The following is a 23,045-nucleotide window of genomic DNA, read 5'->3' as shown; positions in this document are numbered from 1 at the left end:
ACAATCTGACAAAAATTAATTGCTCTCCCCAATCCGTACCACCCCATCATAACGAGAAAGGACCTCATCGGACACACGGTGGGAAATATGAATGAGCGTCTTATCTGCTAATGAGGTAAGGTAGGCTTCAATTGCTGTATAGGTTTCCTGATCCAAGGCAGACAGACTTTCATCCAGCAACAAGATGTCCTTATATTGCAGCAAGGCACGAATCAGGAGCAGGCGTTGCTTTTGTCCACCAGACAGTCCGCTATCATCACTAATTTCCTCGCTCAAAGAAGCATAACTTGGGAAACGACTGTCGAGATTCATGGTCTTAATGAGGGACATCAGCCTATCTTCTGAAACCTCCCGTCCCATGGTCAAGTTGTAAAGAACCGTATCATGGAAAAGGGCTCCCTCTTGTGGAAGATAGGCAATCTTGTCTTGAATGGCTTGGTAGGACAAGTCTGAAAGAGAGGTTTTATCAACGTAAATATCCCCTGCTTGCAATTGGCTATTCTTGGTCAAAATAAGAGCCAAGGAAGATTTGCCAGAACCACTTTCCCCAAGAATCAGGTACTTCTTGCCACGCTCAAACGCTACTGTCAGGTCTTCAAAGACCTGCTTCTCACCGATGGCATAACTAGCCTTGACCAGTTGCATGCTCTGGAAAGCTGAGACTAGTTCCTGTCCCTTCGTTTCTTGACCCAAAGTAGATAGCTCAAACTCTTGCTTCAATTCCTTAACGGCATGCCTGTCCAAAAAGGCTGCCGCAATGCTATTAATGGGATCCACCAACTGCTCTGAAATGGTCAAAATAGCTGTCAAGCCACCGATGGTCAAGGCGCCAGAAAAGACCTGAAAACCACCGATAAAGATAATCGAAAGAGTGGTCAGATAAAAGACGAAACCGACTAAGAGTCGCATGGTTACTGTCGTTCGATTGGCCTGATCGACCTTGTCATTGACTGCTTGATAGCGATCGTTCAGCCCATCTAAAACCTGCTGTTTTTGGCGGCTATTTTTCACTTGCAAATAACCTAGAAAGATATCTGAAACCCTTGTATTATAGACCTGCTGACTGTCCGAAATCGCCTCCTGATTGAGCCTTCTCCGCTTTTTAAACAAATAGGGAATCACAACTGGCAAGAATGAAATCAGAATCAAGAAAATAGCGGTCAGACCATCCAAGCTAAGAAGGGCCAAACTGGCAATACCAAAGGTACAAGCACCTTGAAAAATCGTAAAGAAAGCGTCGTAATAGTCTTCTTTCACCGTCTCCAAATCATTATTGAGCTGAGAAATATAGGCCCCTGCCCCCTGCTCAACGAACTCTCTAAAAGGCAAATCAAAAATTTTCCCAATAAAGGTCGCCTGCAATTGGAAACCTACTTGATTGAGATAGCTGACATTGGCAATCTGACGAATGTATTCAAAGACCAGCATGACAAGGACAGTTAACCCCATCAGCACAAAATAAGAAACAAAGGCCTGTCTATCTCCAGCCGCAATAGCATCAATAATATAGCGATATTGGTACAGAAAGCCAACATTGAGCAGGGCTACTGCAAAAATACAAGATAAGGTTAGCCAAAAATTCCTCTTTTTCATTTCTCCTCCACCATTGAATAGATTTTTAAGTAAAACAATAAAAAATCTGTATTAAACAAAGTTATTATACCACAACTCGCCATGTTTGTGTCCTTTTTCACATAAAGAAGAAACCAAGCCAGCTATCTGACTTGGTCTATTTTTATTCTGTCGTTTCAGTCGCTACTTTGAAAAAATCTTTGTATTTCAAAAGGTAGCCTTTTCCTGTGGATAGGTCATATTGGACCAGTTTGAGTTCTTCTGCGACTGTCGCATCCCGCTCAGCCTGCCCTACACGGTCCTTGTGGAGCACTTCCGTCAAGAGGGCATAGTAAGGACTGACCTTGTTATTGGTCGTCTCCAGCATCAGTGCATTCATGTCGCTAGAATTGACCAAATCATAATGGTAGTCTTCCGTTTCAAAATTACTCCACACGAAATAATCTGTCTTGTACTGCGCACTTGGATCCGTCACGAAAGCAGACTCTGGATACAAACCTGGTAGGTGGTCCCCGTAAAAAACAACTGTCACTTTCTTATCCAAGGTCTTAAGCTGGTCTAGAAAATCCCTTGTTGCCTGATCAGTAAAGGATAGGAGGCGAACATAGCTGGTCAAGTTTTCATTTTCCTCAGCCGTGAAGCCCTCACCCGAAGCTGTTATACCTGCAGGCTCTAGAGAATTCCACTGAACATGGTTCTGCATGGTAATGGCAGACACAAATTTATTGTCTGTAGAACGAACCTGCTCCAAAATCAAGTCATAGGTCTTTTTATCACTGACAAAATTCCCCTGATAATCTTCAGCCGTCACTGTCAGAGGATAAGCGGCACTATTCAGAGTGTAAAACTGCTCAATTCCCAACTGCTTATAGATTGAATTACGATTGTAACTAGTATCGTAGTAGGGATGAATAGCGACACGATTATCTGCTGGATAGAGGTCACTGATACTCGGCAACTTCTTCATATTCGGCGCCACATCCAGATAGACGGACGAAATGGACGAGTTGTAATTGTAGAAGGGCAGACCACTGTAGACCTGAAACTCGATATTAGCCGTACCACCGCCATAGTGGTCACTCTTCATCAAGCCACTGGTAGTCTGACTCATGATGTACTCAATATTTGGAAGGACATTTTGACTAAGGGTCACGCCTGGAATCCGACGCGGATCAGCCAAACTCTCACTAAGAATGTAGATAACCGTCTGGTCAGTCAATTGACCTGTCCGTTCTGCATTGATTTCCTCAGCCAGGGCGGTGTACTTCTTCACAATCGCCTTCATGGTCTTCTCAGAGTAATTTTCAGGCTTTTCCATACTGGTCTTGCTGAGCTGTTGCAACCAGAGGAAGGAAAGTGTGCGGTAACGAGCCACAAAGGCATAACCCTTCCAGTCTACGTTACGCCAGTTATTGACCTGAGAAAGGATAGGAATCCAACCAACAATCTTGTGGTCTTTTTCATTTCGAATAGCCCAACCCATTCCTAAAATCAAGGATACGATGACTGAAATTCCTGCCAGCCTTTTCCAGATAGAAGCGACAATCCTTCCTTGGAAGTACTTCTTATGAATCCGCCTATAAACAAAGAATAGGATGACCAAGAACACAAGCGATACCAAGACAACACGCAGACTGATAAAGCTGAGAATCATCCCCATGTTTCCAATCCATTTGAAATCGTTGGGGGTCATTGGCTCCGAACGGTAGCGGAATTTGAGGAAATTAGCCGCAATCAAGGTCACATTTAAACCAGCAATAACAGCAACTGATAAGATTTGACGGTTGATAACTAGGCTAATGATGACATTGAGGAAAAAGAGGCAGGCAATTTGGAAGACAATCGCACCTGGAAAGAGGTGGCGTGTGAAATAAGAACCCGTTCCCCCAGCCATAGAAGCCTGATAACCAATATGCGATAGCGTAGCCAGTGCCAAACTGATAAAGAGCATGCTGTGAACATTGGTCCGATTGGCCTTAAACTCTACAAATGCCTTATGAAGATAGCGAAGAAAAATGTAGGTCCCTATAAAATGAATAGGTGCAAACAAGGGTGTCTGGCTGAAAAACTCTATGTAAGAACCTTTCTCAACCAAACTCTCATAATGGCTATCTTTCCAATAAGATATAGCTAGTGGACTGAGAGAAAGTAAGCTGGTCAAGAGCAAATAGCTATCTGGCACCAGATGACTGGCCGACCACTTACTTAATTTTTCTCTGATTCCTACATTCTTCCGCCACAAAAATGCCAACAATACTGGAAGAAGCAACATCAATAGAAGTTCAAACTGAAAGAGATTATTACGGAAAATATTCCAGGGTTGATACTTCTTGGCATTGAGCCGATAGACCAGGTTGACAAGATATAGAAAACCTAGAAAATAGCCGACATACTTGGCAAAGGTTTTGGTCTTTACAAACTTCTCATATTTATCAAGCAAGGCCAATACATAAAAGGTAAAAATAGAATAGGCAAGCAGGGGCAGAGGAATAAACCAGAGCGGAAAAGATACACCGCTTAACAAAAGAGCCCGCCCCATCGCCAGCAAAACGGTCATAATCATAACCAGAATGAATTGCTTGCTTGCCTTGGGATTGATTTGTTTCATAACATTTCTCTCTTAGGAAAGATTTGATTTTCGATAGACAAAGATATAGTAAATCAACCAGAGTAGCCATCCAGTTAAACTGATAAAGATAACTGGCGATAACCACCACTGTTGCTTGTAGAATAGGACAAGGGTATTCTGCCCTGTTTGGCTGGTAACCGTTGGTACACCAATTGTGGAAAGCTCCATTTCTTCCCTATCCAAGACCTGGTCATTCAAAACAAGCTGACTCTCTTGGTAGACAATGATTGGCAGGGCTGTTTCTTCTGCTTCAGACGCCGTCCAAGTCACCACCAGCTGATCACCATCAACTTCTTTGGTAAAGTCTTGATTTGGTAAAATCACTTGGTCACGATAGGTAAAATAGGTATTATCCGACTCTTCATTGGTAATGTGACCTGTGCTATCTGACAAGTCTGGTACGTAGTCTGGCGTTGATTTCTGAGCAATGTGGATAAATTCGCCCAAGTCTTTAGAATGGAAAGAAGCTCGTAACTCTTCCGTTGTACCGTACAAGGTCGTATGAATTCGTTTTTGCAGGAAGGTATCACTGTAGTAATGCCCATTGATTTCCTTATAACTCTGATTCCATAGGAAACCAGCCGAAATAAGCAAGGAGGCAAGGACCACACCTGAAAAGATTTTCTGCAGTTTGTCGGACAAGCCAGACACCTGGACTCCTACGACTGCCAGTAAAAGAGCATTGGCGTAGAGGAAAAAGCGGAAGGGAAATTGAATCAATTCGACAAGTGTAATTCCTTTCCCAGCAAACAACTGCCAAGGGAAGAGGTTGGTTGACAAGATTAAAAACACTGCGTAGGTCAACGCAAGACCACCCAGAACCAGCGATTGTTTCTTCCAATTTTTCACCAAGAAATAGAGATAGATTCCAAAGAAAATTGGCAATGGATAGGGATAGTATAGAAAGGCTGTTTTGAGCCATGTTACGGTATTGAGGACAAATTTTTTGTTAACAAATGGTGGCACCAAGGTGTTGGTCGCGTTGATATAGACAAGCGGCAGCCAAATATTGATGGTCAGAAGCAAGAAAATTCCTACCGAAAGGGCTACTTGTCCAATAATCTTCATTTTTTGGTCTGATTTCCACCAACCAATAAGGAAGAGAACACCATAGGCAATGACCAAGAACAAGGTTGATAGCATATGAACCTGCAACATGAGCCCTACCGCTCCTGCCATGAGGAATATCGGTACTTTTTTGGTCTGTAGGAAACGAACCGCAGGAATCAAACAAAGCGGAAAGAAGGCCACACCCCAGCTGGTAAATCCTTGAGTTGCCCACCAATACTGGATTGAGTAGGTGGTTACAAAGAACATGGACAGGAGAATAGAGTGGGCATATTTGACCTTGACCTCACGCATGAGGAAATAGAGGGAGGTTGCACTCAGAGTTCCCAAGAGAAGGTTGGATAAAATCTGATAGCGGAACCAGGTCCCACTTAAAAGAACTAGAGCTCCTTGTAGATAGGCAAAATAAGGCCCATAGAGAGCATTGACAATCCGTCCTGACTGCTGATAGCCATACAAACTGATAATATAGGAAAAATTCCCCTCCTTCATCTGCATAGCCGCATCATAAAAACGATTGTAGTGGAAAATCAAGTCCGCACCTGTCACCATGCCCTTGGTCAGTAAGTGGGGAACCAATAATAATAAAGAAAAGCCCACAAATAGGCCAAGAGCAACTAGATGGGGATGCTTTTTTAACATGTTTTTAAACATAAGGATACCTTCATAAAAAAAGAGGGAAACCCTCTCTTGTTTTTGTAAATATTCTGCCAATTTGCAGACAATATTTTTCAAAAGTTAGTTACATTTCAGTATAGCAAGCTTTCTCCCCACTGTCAACGAACAAGGCAAGTAGAAAACTACTATAATTCTAAATAAACTAAATATTGATTGCAGATTTCTCCACAATCAAATATTTTTTTATAAGCCTACTTCCTGAAGGCTGTCAGACAAACGCGCGAAGTCAGCCATAGAAAGTGCTTCTCCACGGACACTGGCTTCCAGCTCTGCCATGCCAAGTGCCTGCGTCAGCTTGTCCTTGACTTCTTCGGACTTACCGAAATGGTTGGTCAGGTTGTTCCACAGGGTCTTGCGGCGATGCACAAAGCTGGCCTTGGACACCCGGAAGAAGAAATCTTCATCCTTGACGCTCACCAGAGGTTGCTCGCGGCGGACCATTTTGAGAATGGCGGAGTCCACGTTGGGTGTGGGCACAAAGACGGCGCGAGGCACGATGAAAGCCACCTTGGCAGTCATGTAGTACTGGACCGCAATGGACAGGCTGCCGTAAGCTTTGGTGTTTGGCTCGGCAGAAATGCGGTCGGCAACCTCCCGTTGCATCATGACCACGAACTCGCTGAAGGGAATCTTGCTCTCAATCAGGTGCATGAGGATAGGAGTTGTGATGTAGTAAGGCAGGTTGGCCACGACCTTGATGGGCAGGTCAGGATTCTTGAAATTCTGAATCTGGGTCTGCAGGTCGGTTTTCAGGATGTCTTGGTTGACCACGGTCACATTGTCAAAGCGGCCCAAGGTGTCCGCCAAAATCGGAATCAGGCGGTCATCAATCTCAAAGGCCATGACCTCGGCGGCATTTTCCGCCAAAAACTCGGTCAAGGCCCCGATTCCAGGACCAATCTCGATGACATTGACATTCTGGTCAATCTCTGCCGTGTCCACAATCTTCTGTAAAATATTGGTATCGGTCAAAAAGTTCTGACCGAAAGATTTCTTAAAGGTAAACCCGTGGCGTTCAAGGACGGCACGAGTAACGTTTTTGTCTGCGATTCTCATGTGTTTTTCTTTCTTGTTTTTTATTACCAATGACAATAATAAGTCATTTTTGAGTTAGCGTCCTCAGTTATCGTGTTAATACATTTTTGGTTTGAAATTAAATCAACTAAAACTTCCTTGTGCGGGTGCCTATATCTATTATGTTTTCCAGCCGATGCAAAGTAAGCAGCGAAATTAATCTTCTTTCTAAATCCTTCATTATAATTATGTCTTGAACCGTGATGTGGAATTTGAACAAGGCCAATATTTCTAAAATACTTAGAGTAGACATTTTCAACAGAATCCCATTTTTGTTTACAACTAATCCACTTTTTTTTATTCCAATCGTATTTACCAGATTCATAGTCACCTGTATAAAGACAACCATTAAAACATATGTATTCATAGTTCCCATTATGGTGGTAAATGCAGGAAAATAATCTACATTTATTAGAATAACCATTAAAAGGCAGATCTGCACCAGAATATAACATCATTGAATTTACATTTAAACTTCCAGGAACTTTTGAATAAGCTTTTTTAATCTCGCTTTTATCCGAATTTGTCCCTTGACTCCATAGTTTTTTTAATTTCTGTAAATCAACTTGTCCATTCAAATCTAAAATACTCATACTTAAACTTATTTTTTTTAATTCTGTCTCGAAGATTTGTTTTCTCGTATCTTCACGAAAATTATGCGGAAGATATATCCACCCCAATTTTCTGTAATTACTACCAAATATCGCTTGAGTTACCTCTATTACTCTATTATCACTACTTGCATCTTCTGAAATTGGATGTAATTGTACCTCTGAACCACCCTCTAACTCTCGAATACTATTCCCTTCACTATTAATAAATTGAGTTAAAAATCGAGATTGAGGATTAATGAGATTTCTAATTGCATTAAATTGCTTTGTTTGTTTAGTTATTAATGGAAAGAACAGATTCTTAACGTTACAATGCTTTAGTAAAAATTCCAGCCCGTTCACATGATCATCGTCTAGATGCGATATAAATACAGCATTAATTTCTTCATCTTTATTTAAGCTAGCTTTTATTTGAGTCTCCACATAAATTACATCAGTAGCCGAACCACAATCATATATAACCTTATATTCGTTTTCTCTCAACATCAAAGTTTCTAAATAAAAAGCACCTTGACCAACTGGCAAAATTTCTCTCTTAACGCAATTCATTGACGATATCCTCCTATCTATATTAGTTTTATTGAATTATATATGCAATCGCCAACCCCTTACTTCAATAACTTTACATAATCACTCTTGGTCGCAAAAAGGTGTCCAACTCGAACTTCATTTTTCACTACGCGATAGAGGGCGATGTAATCTTTTCCAATAACGTAACCTCGGGTTAGATGTGGCGGGTCTACCTGCTTACCAAAACGGTTATCGGCGTTAAAACCACGTTCAGGAAGAATTTGCAAACTCTCCAATGCTTCGACAATCATACCAATTCGTCTTTTGGCAATTTCTTCTGAAATCTGTTCCGAGAAATAGACATAAATATCCGCCAATTCCTTTTCCACTGCAGGAGCAAGTATCACTGAATATGACTCAAATTCCATACTTCTCTTTGACGCTTTCTAGGCTGATCCCTTGACCTGCCTCAATCGCCTGTTGGTTTTCCTGGATTTCCTTTTGAAGTTGTAAAAACAACTCTTCTCTTTCCAACTCTTCTTCTGTCAGAATGGGCAACTCATTTTTTACAGCGATATTTTGCAAGAAGAGGTTAAAACCAGCAGTCAAATCCAGCTGGTTCATAGCAAATACTTCCTTGGCTTTTTCTAAAAGTCTGGAATCAGTTTTAAAATTTACTTGGGCATCCTTCTTTATAGTTATCAATCTAGTCTACCTCCTAGTTGTCTATATTGTAACACGAATAGATATCAGTAGCAATCTTCAAAAAAGCAGAAACAGTAACATTTCCACTCTAGATTGTTTATCTTCCCAAATCATCAAAATAATAGAGATTCAAAAATTCTTCCTCAGTAACTAGACGTTCAAAATTGTAAAACCAGCGATAGACTTCCACAGCTGGGCCATCAAACTCTACCCTGTCGTCCATTTCTTGCACACCGGCAATATGAAACAAACGGCCCTGCTGCCAAATACCATCCGCATTGACATAGCCATCTTCAACTAGACCATGCAAATAGTCTGCTAGTTTGTTCTTATCAACCTGCTCATCCTCCCAAACAAGGACATTAGCCGGCAGCAAGTAGGTCACTTCTTCATAAGATGAATAATTTTCATAAGAAGGTTCAAACTCGTTTTTGACCAAGCACTTAACAGCATAGACCCTATCCATGATAGCTCCCCATTGCCTCCTCGACTTCCGCCAGACTTATCCCAAACAGCTCCAAGCGTTTAAGCAGTTGCTTGCCGTTGCAATAGCCGATGCGCAAGCGTTCTCCCAGATACTCCCTCCGCTTGCGACTGTCGCCACCCATAAGGAGCCCTAGGCGCATCAGATCTGACTTGGTGATGTCAAAGTTATTTTCATCATCGTAGTAACCACGCACGCCTGCGAGGGCTTTTTCCAAGTCCTCAAAGCTGGCGTGCTCAATGCCCAAGGACCGCCCTTTTGTTTTGGACTGTGGCCTGGCCTCGTCCCGCTGTAAAAAGGCGTGTTTGACCGTGGGAATGGCCTGCATAATGATTTTTCGAATCCGCTCCCCATTGTAGTCTGGGTCAGTAAAGACAATGACGCCACGCAGGTCATGGAGTTTCTCAATGCGTTCCAAGTCATCGTCTGATATGGCAGAGCCTCTGGTTTCGTAGGTATCTACCTCGTAAAATCGTTTTAGGTTTGCTGTATCATCCTTGCCTTCAACAACAAGGACTTCCTGTATCTTAATTTTCTGAGTCAATTCTGAACAAGCTCCTTGCATTCTCGTAGGTCGCTTTCGCCACTTCTTCGACCGACTGGTTGCGAAGCTGGGCCAGCATATCCACCACATATCTGGTGTAGCCGGTGCGATTTTCCCGACCACGCTTGGGAACTGGAGACAGGTAGGGCGCATCCGTCTCGACTAGGATTTTTTCTAGGGGCAATGCTTGCGCCGCTTCCTGAAGTTCGACGGCTTTCTTGAAGGTCACCACTCCCGAGAAGGAGATGTGCATACCCAAGTCCATGAAGGCCTGAGCCTCCTCTAGCGTACCAGAGAAGGAATGCATGATGCCTCCACGCGGACCGACGCCGACTTCCTTGATGATCTGGTAAGTATCTTCCAAAGCATCGCGAGTATGAACCACAAAGGGCAAATCCAACTGCTTGGCCAACTCCATCTGTCGCTTGAAAACACGAGCCTGAGTATCCTTATCCGCCGTCATCCAGTAGTAGTCCAGCCCAATCTCCCCCAGGGCAATGACCTTGGGATGTTTGAGTGCCTCAAGCAAGTAGCTTTCTACTTCTTCGTCATAGGTGCCAGCCTCTGTCGGATGCCAGCCCAGTGTCAGATAAATTTCAGGATGCTGGTCAGCCAGTTCCATAGCCTTGTCAATGGTTGCTCGGTCAAAACCGACCACATTGTGGAGGGTGACCCCCATTTCCTTGGCAAAGTCTAATTCTTCTTGGACCCGACCGTCAAACTGCTCTACGTTGAGGTGGGTGTGGGTGTCAAAAATTTGTATCATCGTTCCATCACTTTCTTTCCTACTATTGTAACATATTTCAGAAGATTCTTATGAGAAGAAAAAAACCAGCAGACTCGAGTTTCTGCTGGCTTCTCTTTTCATCTTCTTATGCTACTGTAAGAACTTTACGTCCCTTACGGCGACGAGCAGCTAACACGCGACGGCCGTTTTTAGTTGCCATACGGCTACGGAAACCGTGTTTACGCGCGCGACGGATTTTACTTGGTTGAAAAGTACGTTTCACGATGAATACCTCCTCTTAGATTCTTGTATTCGTTTAGCCGGCTAGTTTTGATCAGTTACTAAACATACCAAACTATTTTATATAAATTCTGTTCGTTTGTCAAGCTATTCTGCCATACTTTTAGGAAAGAATCAGAAAATCATTGAAAAAAGAGGACTAGCCTCTTTTTAATCATGATTCCCTTCAATATCTACAACGACATATCGGTTCGGCTCGCTACCTTCTGAATAGCTTGTCAAACCATCCATTTTAGAGATAATGCGGTGGATAATTTTACGTTCGCTACTTGACATCGGATCTGTATGGTAGGCTTCCTGCTCTGCCAAAACACGTTCTGCCAATTTTTGTGCGTAACCTTGAAGAACCTCTGCGCGGTGTTCTACATAATCATTCACATTGATTGTAATATAGAAATTACGCTCATAACGGTTGTATAAGAAGTTCTGAGCCAAAAGTTGCAAAGCCTTTAAGACTTTTCCGTGATAACCGATAACACGACCTGGTTCATTGGTATCCACTTGAATATTGATTGTACGGCGATTATGACTTGTATCAATACGCGCCTCAACATCCATATCATCCAGAATTTCTTGTACATAAGCTGTCACTTCTGAAACAACTTGTTCAATATCATACTGGGGCTCAATCTTAATATCTAAATCAGCAAAATTATCTGCTTGATTTTCTGAGACGACTTCTTGATTTACGTCTTCCTTAGCAGATGTTGTTGCATCTGTAGTAGTTAGTAAATCCTCTGAAAGAATTTCAATCCGACCTGTTTCTTCCAAAATCGTTGTCGCTTCTTTTTCATTTTTCAAGATCTGCGCTTTAATATCATCATCAAGCGTTTGACCAGACTTTTCAAATTCTTTCACCGCTGCAACAACTTTTCCTAGGTCAATCGTAGCCTCTGAAACGCTTTTTACTGGTTCATTGAGGTCGTTAATTTCACTTGGAACGCCACGAACTGCTTTCTGATTAGCCTTAACAACCGTTGTTTCATTGATAACATCAATATCCACAATCGCTGGCTTTTTACCGAAACCAAGGAAACCTTTCTTCTCACGCGCAACCACAGTAATATGTGCTTTTTTTCGAGGAATATTCAGCTCTACCAAGCCATTCTGGATGGCCTCTTCAACACTTGCTCCTGTAAATTTCATCTTCTCTCTCCTAGTTTTCCTATTTCTTTTTCTGTGCTTTTTTCTGTGCCCGTCGAATTTTTGCCTGACGTTCTTTTTCCGCATCAATTTTCGCTTGACGCTCTGCTATTATTTTAAACGGATTATTGAACACCAAGGTTTGAGCAACCTGATAGGCATTTGACACTGTCCAATACAAAGCCACCCCACTAGCAGCTGCCACAGCAAAGAAAAAGATTATCACGGGCATGACATAGGTCATAATTGTCATAGCCATATTCTTCTCAATTGCTGATTTATTGGTCAACCATGAGCTAAGGAATGTAAACACTGCAGCCAGAATCGGCAAAATAAAGAACGGATCCGGCTCCCCAAGATTTAACCAAAGGAAGTGACCTACTTTCAAGGCTTCAACACGTGTCAGAGCTTGAAAGAGGGCCAAAAGGATTGGCATTTGAATAAAGAGCGGAATCATGGACGCTCTCATGCTGACACCATTCTCTTTGTAGAGAGCTTGCGTTGCTTCATAGAGCTGCTGGCGACTTTCCATATCCGTCCCTGGATACTCCGCTTGCAACTTTTTCAGCTGAGGTTGAAGCTCCTGCATCTTCCGTGAGGAATTCATCTGTATTTGGAACAAAGGCAACAGAAGGGTTCGAATTAAAATGGTAAAAAGTATAATACCGATTCCAATTTGACCGTTGATAGATAGGAACTGAATAATGCTGGCAAACCAGTAAATTAATCTATCCCACGCATCTGTAGATTGACTGGTCACTGGCCCTGTTCCGCAGGCTGTTAAAACAATTAGAGATACTACCAGTAGACCTGCCCATTTAACTTTCTTTTTCAATCACAACACCTTCCTGGTATAGTTTAGCTAGTTTCAAAACATGGATGAGGTTTTGCTTCATTTCTTGATAGGACAATTCCTCTACACCTTTTCGAGCAATGATAACAAAGTCATCTGCTACCAGTTGATGTTGGCATTCAATTAAGATGTGACGCATCCTGCGCTTAATCTTATTTCGCATGACAGCGTTTCCCAATTTTTTGCTGACAGATAAACCTACTCGGAAATGCTTTTGCTCTTTAGGTAATCGGTAGACAACAAACCTCCGATTGGCGACATTGTTTCCTTTTGTAAAAATGTCATTAAAATCTCGTTCACGCTTGACACGATAGCTTTTTTTCAAACTGCCACTCCATCTTTCAAAATTACTTCTATTATACCACAAAATTCAAAAAAGCCAATAAACATACCGTTTATAGGCTTTTTGCGTTCTGAATTTCCTCTTTGGCACTTTTCAACTGGTCTGCAATCGATTCAAAACCTGTCCCACCAAGGGAATTTCTACGACTGACAGCAACTTTGGAGGACAAGGCATCATAAATATCTGCTTGAATAAGAGGCGAAATAGCCTGATAGGTCTCAAACGATACATCCTGGAGATAGTATCCTGCCTTGCTACACTCCAAGACCAGTTTTCCAACAATCTCATGCGCTTGGCGGAAGGGCATACCCTTGTTTGCTAGATAGTCTGCCAATTCAGTCGCATTGGAAAAGTCCTTCTCTGTCGATTGAGCCATCCTTTCCTTATGGACCGTCATCGATTGCAACATCCCTGCCAAAATATCGATAGATACTAAAATCGTTTCTGCCGTGTCAAACATTCCCTCTTTGTCTTCCTGCAAATCCTTATTATAGGTTAAAGGCAGGGATTTCATGACTGTCAATAGGCCAACTAAGTTCCCATAAACTCTACCTGTTTTCCCCCGAATCAGCTCAGCCATATCTGGATTTTTCTTCTGAGGCATGATGGAAGAACCTGTTGAAAAGGTATCGGATAGGGTGACAAATTGGTATTCATGTGAACACCAGTTAATGATTTCTTCACACAAGCGCGACATGTGCATCATGAGGATACTGGCATTTGACAGAAATTCCAGGATAAAATCACGGTCAGACACAGCATCAAGAGAATTACTATAGGGCTTGGCAAATCCCATTAAATCCGACGTCATCTGACGGTCAATCGGAAAGGTCGTCCCTGCCAAGGCCGCCGCACCAAGTGGGGATACATTTGTATGCTGCATGTTGAATGCAAAGCGCTCACTGTCTCGACTGAACATGTTGTAATAGGCCAACAAGTGCTGAGCAAAACTGATAGGTTGAGCATGTTGCAAGTGGGTATAGCCGGGCATGATAGTTTCCACATGCTCCTGTGCAAGGTCTACTAAAACCTGACGTAGGTTGGTCAATTTGTCTACAACTTGAAAGAGGGTATCCTTCAGATAGAGGTGCATATCGGTCGCTACTTGATCGTTACGAGAACGAGCTGTGTGGAGTTTGCCTGCAACTGGACCAATTTTCTCCGTCAATAGACTTTCGATATTCATGTGAATGTCTTCGTTACGAACATCAAACACTAACTTGCCAGTTTCATATTCTGCTAACAATTCTTCCAGACCAGTTTGAATAGCCTGGGCTTCTTCACGCTTGATAATCCCTGTGGCTCCAAGCATCTGTACATGCGCCAGTGAACCTTGAATATCATACTTGGCCAATTTTTGGTCAAAGCGAATGGAGGCTCCGAATTCTTCAACCCATTCCTCAAGACTGGCTTCAAAGCGACCTCCCCATAATTTCTTTGCTTCCATAAGCTCCTACTTTCTAGCTCTTTTTATGAATTTCCGCATTGACCTTGGTTGGTAATCCCCAAAGCTTGATGAAACCAACTGCTGCATCTTGGTCAAAAGTATCTGCACTGGTATAGGTTGCCAAATCTTCATCATAAAGGGAATTTGGAGATTTCCGAGCAACTACTTTGGCTGATCCCTTATACAATTTCACTTTTGCGGTGCCATTAACAACTGCCTGGGTCTGAGCAAGATAGGCCTTCAAGGCATCTGTTGCAGGATTGAACCACAAACCATTGTAAATGAGATTAGACAGCTCATTAGAGACAATCGGTTTGAAATGCGATACTTCCCGCACCAGGGTCAAATCTTCAATTTCCTTGTGGGCCGTCAGAAGGGTAATAGCACCTGGACACTCATAAATTTCACGTGACTTGATTCCGACTAAACGATTTTCCACGTGGTCAATCCGACCCACACCATGCTTACCAGCAATGACATTGAGTTTTTGAATGAGATTAGCCAGACTTAACTCTTCACCATTTACAGCAACAGGAACCCCTGCCTTAAACTCAATATCGACATACTCAGGAGTATCTGGTGCATTTTCTGGAGAAGTAGTGATGCCAAAAGCATCTTCTGGCGCTTCATTCCATGGATTTTCTAAAACTCCGCACTCATTGGCACGACCCCAAAGGTTTTGGTCAACTGAGTAAGGACTGTCCAGGTCAGCAGGGACTGGTACACCATTTTCCTTGGCGAAGATAATTTCCTCTTCACGCGCCCACTTCCATTCACGGACAGGAGCCACGACTTTCAAGCTTGGATCCAGGGCTGCAATGGCTACCTCAAACCGCACCTGGTCATTGCCCTTACCAGTACAGCCGTGAGCGATAGTGGTTGCTCCTGTCTTATGAGCCATTTCCACCAACTTTTTAGAAATCAAGGGACGGCTGAGAGCCGATACCAGCGGATATTTTTGCTCATAGTAGGCATGGGCTTGTAGGGCTGGTAGGACATATTCTTGGGCGAATTCTTCTTTTACATCCAATACATGGGACTCAATAGCACCGATTGATAAGGCCTTATCATGAATAAAGTCGAGGTCCTTTCCCTCTCCAACATCCATACAAACCGCAATGACATCATAGTCTTTCTTCAACCAAGCAATTGCAACTGAAGTATCAAGACCACCTGAATAAGCTAAGATTAATTTTTCTTTTGACATAAACTTTCTCATTTCTATATATATTAGCAAATAAAACTTAGTGACTATTATAGTGTATATTTATACTTTTTGCAACATATTTATGCAGATTTTCTTAAAAAATGAATAAATATCGTACATTTCCAGAAAAATTTCCAAAAAAAGCTAGAGAATATTCTCCAGCTTCTAAAATATATTCCTCATCATAACTGATTATGGTTGATAAATTTTCCGTTCTTTTAACATTTTCCAGAAATAATAAGCTAAACTAAAATCAAGCAATCCATGAATAGCCGAACCAACACCCACCAAGCCAAGCATCGTTATCCAGTAGGTAGCAGAAGTTTGTTCCCCCGACGTAAGTACCATTACCACAATATATTCTCCTAGACCATGCAGGAGATTAAGCCCAATCCCTAATAGTAAAAAGCGCTTAGAGTCCATAAGAATCGGAAAACGCTTGACCAAGACCGCACCTAAGGTAAGGAAGAACAGATGCGTAAGCGCCCGAAATACAATAACGATTGGAAAACCTGCGAGGAAAAAGCCTAAACTGGAACCTAAAGCAACAAAAATAGCAGTAGCTGGTGAAATGAACATGGCTATAAACAAAGGAATGTGACTAGCAAGTGTATAGGATGCTGGGCCAATAATGATTTTAATCGGCATCATTAAAGGTATTAAAATGGCAAATGCGGTTAAAATTGCACTAATTGATAGCTGCTTAACTGAATTTTTAGATGATCGTGTTAATTGGGACATTAGGCACCTCTCTTTCTATTGGTTTGATTATAAAACAAAACCTTACAGGTGTCAAGACACCTGTAAGGTTTATTGATTTTCTAGTAAAATACCTGCATGTTTTAAAGCTGCTAAAAGTTCATTATAGGCTTGCACAGATGGGAAAGAGACTGTATGTGTATGAACTCCTTCTGTTAAATTACTCAGTAACACACCTTGGTATTGACCCAAGGCATCCAAAAAATGATCCCTATCTTCTAAACTTGCAATATTCAGCTTGCCTGATAATAAGCCGTAAATGGGATGCTCAATTTCAACATCTAATATTTGAGCTCCACCCTCTAGCAAGATTGTCAATTCTTTTTCTACCTCTTCTGGACCATGTTGACAAGCTATCTTTCGAATGTAGGCTCCTTCAGTAGATGGCAAAGAAGATTGGAGCAAGTACCCTCTCGGAGTTGCCAAGACAGCTTCTCCCTCCGCACGAAGCAAGGCTACATCTCCAACAATTACTTGCCGACTCACTCCAAATTCTTTCGCTAGATAATTAGCTGCAAGGGGATCGGAGCTTTCTCGTAAAAGGGATAGGATTTTCTTACGTCGTTCTGTTGCTTTCATACACATTCCTTTCGTACACTTTTTTCCATTATATCAAAATTCCTGTAAATCAACCTTTCCTCAACCAAAAAACGGAAACTGCAGAACAGTCTCCGTTATCATCTGCTAGTTTAGCAATTCTTGAATAGCCGCAATGTCCAAACGCTTCATGGTCATCACAGTCGCATTCACAGCCTTGACCTTTTCTGGACTTACTGTATCGTATGCCTCCATCAAAATCCGCGGCACAATCTGCCAAGAAATCCCAAACTGATCCTTGGCCCAACCGCAAATCTCCGCTTCTGGAACTGCCGATACCTTCTCATACCAACTCTCCGCTTCTTCCTGACTGTCTACATAGACCATGAAGGAGAAGGCTTCGTTGAAAGAGACCTCACCGCCGTAGCCGTGGTCCATAGCGATCATTTTTTGGTCTCCGATAAAAAGCTCCGCATAATTCAACTTGGCAGCAGCCGCCGCAGCCTGCCCCTCACCATAGTAAGAGAGGTGACCCAGATGAGCCTGGGGCAGCTTGTCCTTGTAGTAGTCCAACATGGGCTGGGCTAAACCGACCTGGTCCTGCGAGAAGAGCAGGCAGATGTCAAACTGGTAGGGCTTGTCCAAGTCCGGTGCATAGGACAGTTGCCAAGACAGACCAAAGCGGTCTTCCAGCCAGACATAGTAAGGACTGAAGGGATATTCTGCCAATGGCATAAGCACACGACCACCGTCTGATAGCGCCTCATAAAGACGGCTTACGTCGTCCTTACTAGCTACATTTACCATGAGCGACATAGACTCATTGAGTTTGAAATAAGGCCCTGCACTAATAGCAGCCAGGGTCATGTCCCCCAGTTGGAATTGGACCAAGTCAGAGTCGCCAGAAGGCGTATCTGTAATGGTATAGGTCCAGTCAATCTTGCCGCCGAAAAGGTCCACATAGAACTCTACAGCTTCTTTTGCCTCTGTATTGTACCAGAGATGTGGGATTATGGTTTGCATTGATTTCTCCTTTGAGTTAGTAGCCCCAGTATAACACTTGTCCGTACAAAAACAAAACATGTTGCTTTGCACTTATAGATGTGCTATACTGAATAACTACAAAATTGACAGGAGAATGAAATGGAAACTTGGAACGCCTACACAGCCGACGGTCACTTGACCGACCATACCCTCATACGCGGAGAAGCCATTCCCGATGGTCTCTACCACCTAGTCGTCGAGTGCATCATCCGCCACCGTGACGGCAGCACCCTCTTTATGAAACGCGACAGCACCAAGCCCTCCTACCCTGACTATTATGAAGCGACAGCAGGAGGCTCGGCCTTGTTTGGGGAAATAGCAGAGCAGGCCATTTTACGCGAAGTCCGCGAAGAGACAGGCATTGAACTGACAGCTAACCAGCTCCGCCACCATACACACTTTGTCGCCCATGACGACCAGTGTATCTTCCACTGCTACTGGGCTGAAACCGACTGGGACAAATCTGCCATCCAACTCCAAGCCGACGAAACCAGCCACTACATCTGGGTCCCACAGGAAAAACTGAAAGGTTTCCTGGAAAATGAACAGGTTATTCCAAGGCAGAAGGACTATGTGGAGAGGTTGTTTTTAGAAAACTAAGTCCGAATAAGAAACAAATCCCCGCCGTCACAGGACAGCGGGGATTCATTTATTTCAATCCAGCAACTAGACTTGCAATATCAGCTGGTCGGGTTCGGCAACAACCTCCAACCACTTTAGCTCCTAGCTTATGCCAAGCAAGAGTATTGTCCAAAAGGCTGTGGCTATGGTCAGCTTCTTCCTTCCAGGTTTGAGTGGCTCCATCATAAACTTCACCAGAATTCGGATAAGTAACGAATGGCTTATCCGTTTTTTCTCTCAACTGACTGAGAAAGGCTGGGTAAAGAGAAGGAGCTGTACAGTTTAGACCAACCGCCAAAATCTGCTCACTGCTGTTGACCAGCTCTGCTATTTTCTCAATAGCCGTCCCGTCAGAAATCGACTGACCGTCCTGCGAGGTGAAGCTGATATAGGCTTCGACATTTGGGAAATCCTCTGCCAGCAACTCTACCAAGGCTTGTGTTTCGAGAAAATTGGGAATGGTCTCCAAGGCCAAGAGTTCTGCCCCCTGTTCTAAGAGGAGCTCCATCCGACGACGGTGAAAGGCCTTCAAGTCCACTAAACTGATGTTGCCATAATCACCTGTGTACTCCGAACCATTGGCTAGATAGGCTGCGTATGGACCAATATCACCTGAAATAAGGGGATAGGTTCGTTGTCCTTTTTCAGCCTCCGACAAGTCAGCCCAAACCTCGTCTCGAGCCTCCTTAGCCAAATCAACTGTCAGACGAATCAACTTTTCAGCCTCAGCCTGTGACAAACCAGCTTCCGCCAAACCTTCAAAAGTCGCCTGATAGGTTGATGTCGTGACCAAATCTGCTCCAGCACAAATATAATCCTTGTGAATATCCTTGATATACTGAGGATTTTCCAAAAGATATTTGGCAGACCAAAGCTTACCTGATACATCATGACCGCGAAATTCCAATTCCGTTCCCAGAGCACCATGTAAAATGACAAACTCTTGATTTTCTAATAGTTCCTTAAAACGACCCATACGAGTTTCTCCTTACCACTTTTTAAAGCGAATGTAATGATACGCATAGCAACCAATCATAAAGGGTACACCAAAGTAGAGGCCGGCACGCTGAGAAGGATCCCAGCCAATTCCGATGATGGAAATAACCAGCAAAACAACTGTAATCCATGGCAAAGTCGGTGAAAATGGCGTCTTGTATTCCAATTCGTCTTCGCTATGATTCTTCAAAAATTCACGTCGGAAGCCGATTTGTGCCAATGGAATGGCCAACCAAGCAATGACGACTGCAAAACCAGCGATAGAAACCAAGGCCAGGAAGATGGTGTCTTCTGCATAAATTGAGGCAATCAAGGCAACGACAACACCAATCATGGACAAAATCATGCCACGCATTGGAACACCATGCTTGTTGATTTTTACCAATTCCTTGCTAATCATGCCCTCATTAGCCAAGGACCAAAGCATACGACTTGAAGCGTAAAGTCCTGAAGTTGAGGCTGATAAGATAGCTGTCAAAATGATGAAGTTCATAATGTCTGCAGCGTACGGAAAACCGATTTTATCCAATACAAGCACGAATGGTGCTTCTGTCACGCCTGCTTCCGACATGGGAAGCAAAGCTGCTAAGACCACGATGGTCAAAACAAAGAAGATAACCAAGAGACCGATGGTCGATTTAATAGCTTGCGGCACGGCTTTCTTAGGATTATCTGTCTCCCCTGCAGCAATTCCAATCATTTCCACACCTGAGAAGGCATAGTTAACGGATAGCATGACCGAAATAAAACCAACCAAACCATTAGGAAGTAAGCCTTGAGCTGTAATATTATTGAAGAGCGGCGCAGCATTGGTTCCCTCAAAAGGCAAGACGCCAAAAATCGCTAAGGTTCCCAAAATGATGAATGCCATAATGGCATAGACTTTGACAGAAGAAAGGGCGTCCTCTGCTCGAACAAACCAGCCGACAGACAGCGTGTTCAAACCAAAGACAATGACCGCGAAAATCGTTGCAAAAATCCAAATTGGCACACTAGGAAACCAACGTTGCATAAGCTGAGCTGCTCCTACGAACTGAGAAGCCAGTGCGACTACCCAGCAAAGCCAATACATCCAGGCCACCATAAAACCCGTTCCAGGACTGATGAACTTGGTTGCATAGGTATGGAAGGAGCCTGTTACTGGCATGGCTACGGAAAGCTCCCCTAGAGAGAACATGACCAAATAAACCATAACAGCTCCAAAAAGATAAGCTGCAATAGCTCCAAATGGTCCAGCCTGTGCAATGGTATAGCCCGAACTCAGGAACAAACCTGTGCCAATTACCCCACCGATGGACAACATCTGCAAATGACGACTATTCATCTCTCGGTTAAAAGTACCTTCATTTTCAAAATTATGATTTTCCATAAACTCTCCTAAATAGTAATGATTTATTTATGATAACATAGTTTTTCAGAAAATCGTTATACCGTTTTTAATGCAAGTGTTATAGTTATCAGTTATAACAAAATCCCCGCCGTCACTGAACAGCGGGAATTTTTATCTTACAAACTCTTCAACATATTATCAATATGCTGGATGGATTTTTCACGGCCGAGTAGGTAAATGGTATTTGGCAACTCTGGTCCGTGCATTTCGCCTGAAACGGCGATACGGATTGGCATGAAGAGGTTTTTGCCCTTGATGCCTGTTTCTTTTTGAACAGCCTTGATTTGCGGGAAGATATTGTCTGGTTGGAAATCTTCGTCCGTCATGGCTTCCAACTTTTCCTTGAGGGCATTGAGAACCGTCGGAACAGTCTCACCCGCCATGACTTCTTTTTCTTCATCAGTCAATTCTGGGAAATCAGAGAAGAAAAGGTCTGTCAAACCAACGATTTCATCCGCAGATGACATTTGTGGCTTGTAAAGTTCCACCAATTTTTCTGCCTTGTCTGTCAAGCGACCCGCTTCTTCCAAGAATGGCTTAGCAAGGTTGAAAATAGTTTCCAGATCAGCATTTTTGATGTACTCATTGCTCATCCAGTCCATTTTCTTCTGGTCAAATGCTGCTGGTGACTTGCTGAGACGATTTTCATCGAAGAGTTGGATAAATTGCTCACGGGAGAAGATTTCCTCTTCACCACCAGGGTTCCAACCCAAGAGACCGATAAAGTTGAAAACAGCTTCAGGCATGTACCCTTTACGACGGTAATCTTCGATAAACTGAAGGGTGTTGGTATCACGTTTGGACAGTTTTTTACCAGTCTCAGAGTTGATAATCAAGGTCATGTGGGCAAATTCTGGTGCTTCCCAGCCTAGTGCTTCATAGACCATGAGCTGCTTAGGTGTATTGGCAATGTGGTCGTCCCCACGGATAACGTGCGAGATTTCCATCAAATGATCATCAATCACCACGGCAAAGTTATAGGTTGGATAGCCGTCACGTTTTTGGATAACCCAGTCGCCACCGATGTTGCCACCTTCGAACTCGATTTCGCCCTTAACCATGTCATTCCATTTGTAGATACCTGTTTCGTTGACAGCTAAGCGAACCGTTGGGACAATGCCAGCCGCCTCACGCTCTGCAATGTAGGCTGTTTTTTCATCTTCAGACATACCCAGGTATTCGTTGATGTAGCGAGGTGTTTCGCCTGCAGCCTCCTGACGCTCACGCTCCGCCGCCAATTCCTCTTCTGTCACGTAAGACTTGTAGGCCTTACCTTCTGCCAAAAGTTGATCAACGTATTTTTGGTAAATATCCAAACGCTCTGATTGACGGTATTGCTCATGAGTTTCTGGACTCTCATCCCAGTCAATACCCAACCAACGCAGGTTTTCAAGCTGAGAACGCTCGCCGTCTTCTACATGGCGTTTGCGGTCTGTGTCTTCGATACGAATAAGGAAAGTACCGCCGTGATGACGGGCAAAAAGATAGTTGAACAATGCTGTACGGGCATTTCCGATATGCAACAGTCCCGTTGGACTTGGTGCGTAACGCACACGAATTGGTTTAGTCATGTTTCTCTCCTGTAAAATTTCAATCAAGAACATTATAGCATAGATATGCATAAGAAAACAGAAAAATCAGCCTAGATAGACTGATTTTGAGGTGTTTTTTGATTAAGTAAATTCCCAAAGTAAGTTCTAGTCTGTCTTAAAAACTGGAAACTAGAATGAGACAAAGAAATAAGGTAGAACTTACTATGGGACAAGTTGGTAACCGACAATGAAAAACAAACACTTAACTCTC

23 protein-coding genes are annotated in these 23,045 nt (G+C 43.1%); 1 reads left to right on the top strand and 22 read right to left on the bottom strand.

Annotated elements, in window-relative coordinates:
* Positions 1–15: 15 nt before the first annotated feature.
* The 19 genes from ODU46_RS03795 to ODU46_RS03705 all read right to left on the bottom strand — a co-directional run bounded on the left by ODU46_RS03795 (position 16) and on the right by ODU46_RS03705 (position 18,214).
* On the bottom strand, positions 16–1,593 hold the full coding sequence (locus ODU46_RS03795; protein ID WP_398579263.1) for an ATP-binding cassette domain-containing protein: 1,578 nt from the start codon (positions 1,591–1,593) through the stop codon (positions 16–18).
* Positions 1,594–1,735: 142 nt separating this feature from the next.
* Positions 1,736–4,180, bottom strand: a complete 2,445-nt coding sequence (locus ODU46_RS03790; RefSeq protein ID WP_398579262.1) for an LTA synthase family protein — start codon at positions 4,178–4,180, stop codon at positions 1,736–1,738.
* A 12-nt stretch (positions 4,181–4,192) separates the two neighbouring features.
* Positions 4,193–5,923, bottom strand: a complete 1,731-nt coding sequence (locus tag ODU46_RS03785; RefSeq protein ID WP_398579261.1) for a hypothetical protein — start codon at positions 5,921–5,923, stop codon at positions 4,193–4,195.
* A gap of 207 nt (positions 5,924–6,130) precedes the next feature.
* The gene (gene rsmA, locus ODU46_RS03780) at positions 6,131–7,003 is read right to left on the bottom strand and encodes a 16S rRNA (adenine(1518)-N(6)/adenine(1519)-N(6))-dimethyltransferase RsmA (protein WP_398579260.1); all 873 of its coding nucleotides are present in this window, start codon (positions 7,001–7,003) and stop codon (positions 6,131–6,133) included.
* A 23-nt stretch (positions 7,004–7,026) separates the two neighbouring features.
* Entirely contained in the window at positions 7,027–8,181 is a 1,155-nt protein-coding gene (locus ODU46_RS03775; RefSeq protein ID WP_395325790.1) for an MBL fold metallo-hydrolase, read from the bottom strand.
* Between the two features lie 59 nt (positions 8,182–8,240).
* Positions 8,241–8,570, bottom strand: coding sequence for a type II toxin-antitoxin system RelE/ParE family toxin (locus tag ODU46_RS03770; protein ID WP_336372423.1), 330 nt, complete (start codon positions 8,568–8,570; stop codon positions 8,241–8,243).
* Positions 8,560–8,847, bottom strand: a complete 288-nt coding sequence (locus ODU46_RS03765; RefSeq protein WP_024381177.1) for a hypothetical protein — start codon at positions 8,845–8,847, stop codon at positions 8,560–8,562. Before ODU46_RS03765 ends, ODU46_RS03770 begins: the two co-directional genes overlap by 11 nt.
* A 97-nt stretch (positions 8,848–8,944) precedes the next feature.
* Positions 8,945–9,313 (bottom strand): hypothetical protein, encoded by a 369-nt coding sequence (locus ODU46_RS03760; protein ID WP_395325788.1) that lies wholly within the window; start codon positions 9,311–9,313, stop codon positions 8,945–8,947.
* Entirely contained in the window at positions 9,306–9,896 is a 591-nt protein-coding gene (gene rnmV / locus ODU46_RS03755; protein WP_238708585.1) for a ribonuclease M5, read from the bottom strand. The genes ODU46_RS03760 and rnmV overlap by 8 nt, the downstream gene beginning before the upstream one ends.
* Positions 9,859–10,641 carry a TatD family hydrolase gene (locus tag ODU46_RS03750; protein ID WP_105134297.1) on the bottom strand — a complete coding sequence of 261 codons (783 nt, stop codon included), beginning with the start codon at positions 10,639–10,641 and terminating at the stop codon, positions 9,859–9,861. Before ODU46_RS03750 ends, rnmV begins: the two co-directional genes overlap by 38 nt.
* Before the next feature lie 106 nt (positions 10,642–10,747).
* Positions 10,748–10,885 (bottom strand): 50S ribosomal protein L34, encoded by a 138-nt coding sequence (gene rpmH, locus ODU46_RS03745; protein WP_002939016.1) that lies wholly within the window; start codon positions 10,883–10,885, stop codon positions 10,748–10,750.
* A gap of 167 nt (positions 10,886–11,052) precedes the next feature.
* Positions 11,053–12,048 carry an RNA-binding cell elongation regulator Jag/EloR gene (gene jag / locus ODU46_RS03740; RefSeq protein WP_013730624.1) on the bottom strand — a complete coding sequence of 332 codons (996 nt, stop codon included), beginning with the start codon at positions 12,046–12,048 and terminating at the stop codon, positions 11,053–11,055.
* Between the two features lie 19 nt (positions 12,049–12,067).
* Positions 12,068–12,880: a YidC/Oxa1 family membrane protein insertase gene (locus ODU46_RS03735; protein ID WP_172071930.1), complete on the bottom strand. Its 813-nt coding sequence runs from the start codon at positions 12,878–12,880 to the stop codon at positions 12,068–12,070.
* Positions 12,864–13,223, bottom strand: coding sequence for a ribonuclease P protein component (gene rnpA / locus ODU46_RS03730; RefSeq protein WP_398579259.1), 360 nt, complete (start codon positions 13,221–13,223; stop codon positions 12,864–12,866). The genes ODU46_RS03735 and rnpA overlap by 17 nt, the downstream gene beginning before the upstream one ends.
* A 70-nt stretch (positions 13,224–13,293) precedes the next feature.
* Positions 13,294–14,688, bottom strand: a complete 1,395-nt coding sequence (argH, locus tag ODU46_RS03725; protein WP_398579258.1) for an argininosuccinate lyase — start codon at positions 14,686–14,688, stop codon at positions 13,294–13,296.
* A 13-nt stretch (positions 14,689–14,701) separates the two neighbouring features.
* Positions 14,702–15,895 (bottom strand): argininosuccinate synthase, encoded by a 1,194-nt coding sequence (locus ODU46_RS03720; protein WP_398579257.1) that lies wholly within the window; start codon positions 15,893–15,895, stop codon positions 14,702–14,704.
* A 192-nt stretch (positions 15,896–16,087) separates the two neighbouring features.
* Complete coding sequence (locus ODU46_RS03715) at positions 16,088–16,636, bottom strand: hypothetical protein (RefSeq protein WP_105139658.1); 549 nt, start codon at positions 16,634–16,636, stop codon at positions 16,088–16,090.
* Between the two features lie 69 nt (positions 16,637–16,705).
* Positions 16,706–17,233, bottom strand: coding sequence for a transcription repressor NadR (locus tag ODU46_RS03710; RefSeq protein ID WP_398579256.1), 528 nt, complete (start codon positions 17,231–17,233; stop codon positions 16,706–16,708).
* 105 nt (positions 17,234–17,338) lie between these two features.
* Positions 17,339–18,214 (bottom strand): VOC family protein, encoded by an 876-nt coding sequence (locus ODU46_RS03705; protein WP_398579255.1) that lies wholly within the window; start codon positions 18,212–18,214, stop codon positions 17,339–17,341.
* 120 nt (positions 18,215–18,334) lie between these two features.
* On the opposite strand from ODU46_RS03705, the gene ODU46_RS03700 reads away from it, so the two are divergent.
* Complete coding sequence (locus ODU46_RS03700) at positions 18,335–18,835, top strand: NUDIX domain-containing protein (protein WP_398579254.1); 501 nt, start codon at positions 18,335–18,337, stop codon at positions 18,833–18,835.
* A gap of 49 nt (positions 18,836–18,884) precedes the next feature.
* On the opposite strand, the gene mmuM is transcribed toward ODU46_RS03700, so the two are convergent.
* From mmuM to gltX, 3 genes are all read right to left on the bottom strand, one after another.
* Positions 18,885–19,832 carry a homocysteine S-methyltransferase gene (mmuM, locus tag ODU46_RS03695; RefSeq protein WP_336372422.1) on the bottom strand — a complete coding sequence of 316 codons (948 nt, stop codon included), beginning with the start codon at positions 19,830–19,832 and terminating at the stop codon, positions 18,885–18,887.
* A gap of 12 nt (positions 19,833–19,844) precedes the next feature.
* The gene (locus ODU46_RS03690; protein ID WP_398579253.1) at positions 19,845–21,221 is read right to left on the bottom strand and encodes an amino acid permease; all 1,377 of its coding nucleotides are present in this window, start codon (positions 21,219–21,221) and stop codon (positions 19,845–19,847) included.
* Positions 21,222–21,358: 137 nt separating this feature from the next.
* Entirely contained in the window at positions 21,359–22,813 is a 1,455-nt protein-coding gene (gene gltX / locus ODU46_RS03685; protein WP_395325772.1) for a glutamate--tRNA ligase, read from the bottom strand.
* Between the last annotated feature and the right edge of the window lie 232 nt (positions 22,814–23,045).

The sequence above is a fragment of the Streptococcus sp. 2020WUSS089 genome, assembly GCF_044427405.1.
Taxonomy (GTDB): domain Bacteria; phylum Bacillota; class Bacilli; order Lactobacillales; family Streptococcaceae; genus Streptococcus; species Streptococcus hashimotonensis.
Note: the sequence above shows the minus strand (reverse complement) of the source record. Positions and strands in the feature narration are given on the sequence as shown.

Bases quoted from the DNA above. Each gene is read 5' to 3' on its own strand.
- ODU46_RS03795 (WP_398579263.1), bottom strand. From the start codon at position 1,593: ATGAAAAAGAGGAATTTTTGGCTAACCTTATCTTGTATTTTTGCAGTA.
- ODU46_RS03790 (WP_398579262.1), bottom strand. From the start codon at position 4,180: ATGAAACAAATCAATCCCAAGGCAAGCAAGCAATTCATTCTGGTTATG.
- ODU46_RS03785 (WP_398579261.1), bottom strand. From the start codon at position 5,923: ATGTTTAAAAACATGTTAAAAAAGCATCCCCATCTAGTTGCTCTTGGC.
- rsmA (WP_398579260.1), bottom strand. From the start codon at position 7,003: ATGAGAATCGCAGACAAAAACGTTACTCGTGCCGTCCTTGAACGCCAC.
- ODU46_RS03775 (WP_395325790.1), bottom strand. From the start codon at position 8,181: ATGAATTGCGTTAAGAGAGAAATTTTGCCAGTTGGTCAAGGTGCTTTT.
- ODU46_RS03770 (WP_336372423.1), bottom strand. From the start codon at position 8,570: ATGGAATTTGAGTCATATTCAGTGATACTTGCTCCTGCAGTGGAAAAG.
- ODU46_RS03760 (WP_395325788.1), bottom strand. From the start codon at position 9,313: ATGGATAGGGTCTATGCTGTTAAGTGCTTGGTCAAAAACGAGTTTGAA.
- rnmV (WP_238708585.1), bottom strand. From the start codon at position 9,896: ATGCAAGGAGCTTGTTCAGAATTGACTCAGAAAATTAAGATACAGGAA.
- ODU46_RS03750 (WP_105134297.1), bottom strand. From the start codon at position 10,641: ATGATACAAATTTTTGACACCCACACCCACCTCAACGTAGAGCAGTTT.
- jag (WP_013730624.1), bottom strand. From the start codon at position 12,048: ATGAAATTTACAGGAGCAAGTGTTGAAGAGGCCATCCAGAATGGCTTG.
- argH (WP_398579258.1), bottom strand. From the start codon at position 14,688: ATGGAAGCAAAGAAATTATGGGGAGGTCGCTTTGAAGCCAGTCTTGAG.
- ODU46_RS03720 (WP_398579257.1), bottom strand. From the start codon at position 15,895: ATGTCAAAAGAAAAATTAATCTTAGCTTATTCAGGTGGTCTTGATACT.
- ODU46_RS03715 (WP_105139658.1), bottom strand. From the start codon at position 16,636: ATGTCCCAATTAACACGATCATCTAAAAATTCAGTTAAGCAGCTATCA.
- ODU46_RS03710 (WP_398579256.1), bottom strand. From the start codon at position 17,233: ATGAAAGCAACAGAACGACGTAAGAAAATCCTATCCCTTTTACGAGAA.
- ODU46_RS03705 (WP_398579255.1), bottom strand. From the start codon at position 18,214: ATGCAAACCATAATCCCACATCTCTGGTACAATACAGAGGCAAAAGAA.
- ODU46_RS03700 (WP_398579254.1), top strand. From the start codon at position 18,335: ATGGAAACTTGGAACGCCTACACAGCCGACGGTCACTTGACCGACCAT.
- mmuM (WP_336372422.1), bottom strand. From the start codon at position 19,832: ATGGGTCGTTTTAAGGAACTATTAGAAAATCAAGAGTTTGTCATTTTA.
- ODU46_RS03690 (WP_398579253.1), bottom strand. From the start codon at position 21,221: ATGGAAAATCATAATTTTGAAAATGAAGGTACTTTTAACCGAGAGATG.
- gltX (WP_395325772.1), bottom strand. From the start codon at position 22,813: ATGACTAAACCAATTCGTGTGCGTTACGCACCAAGTCCAACGGGACTG.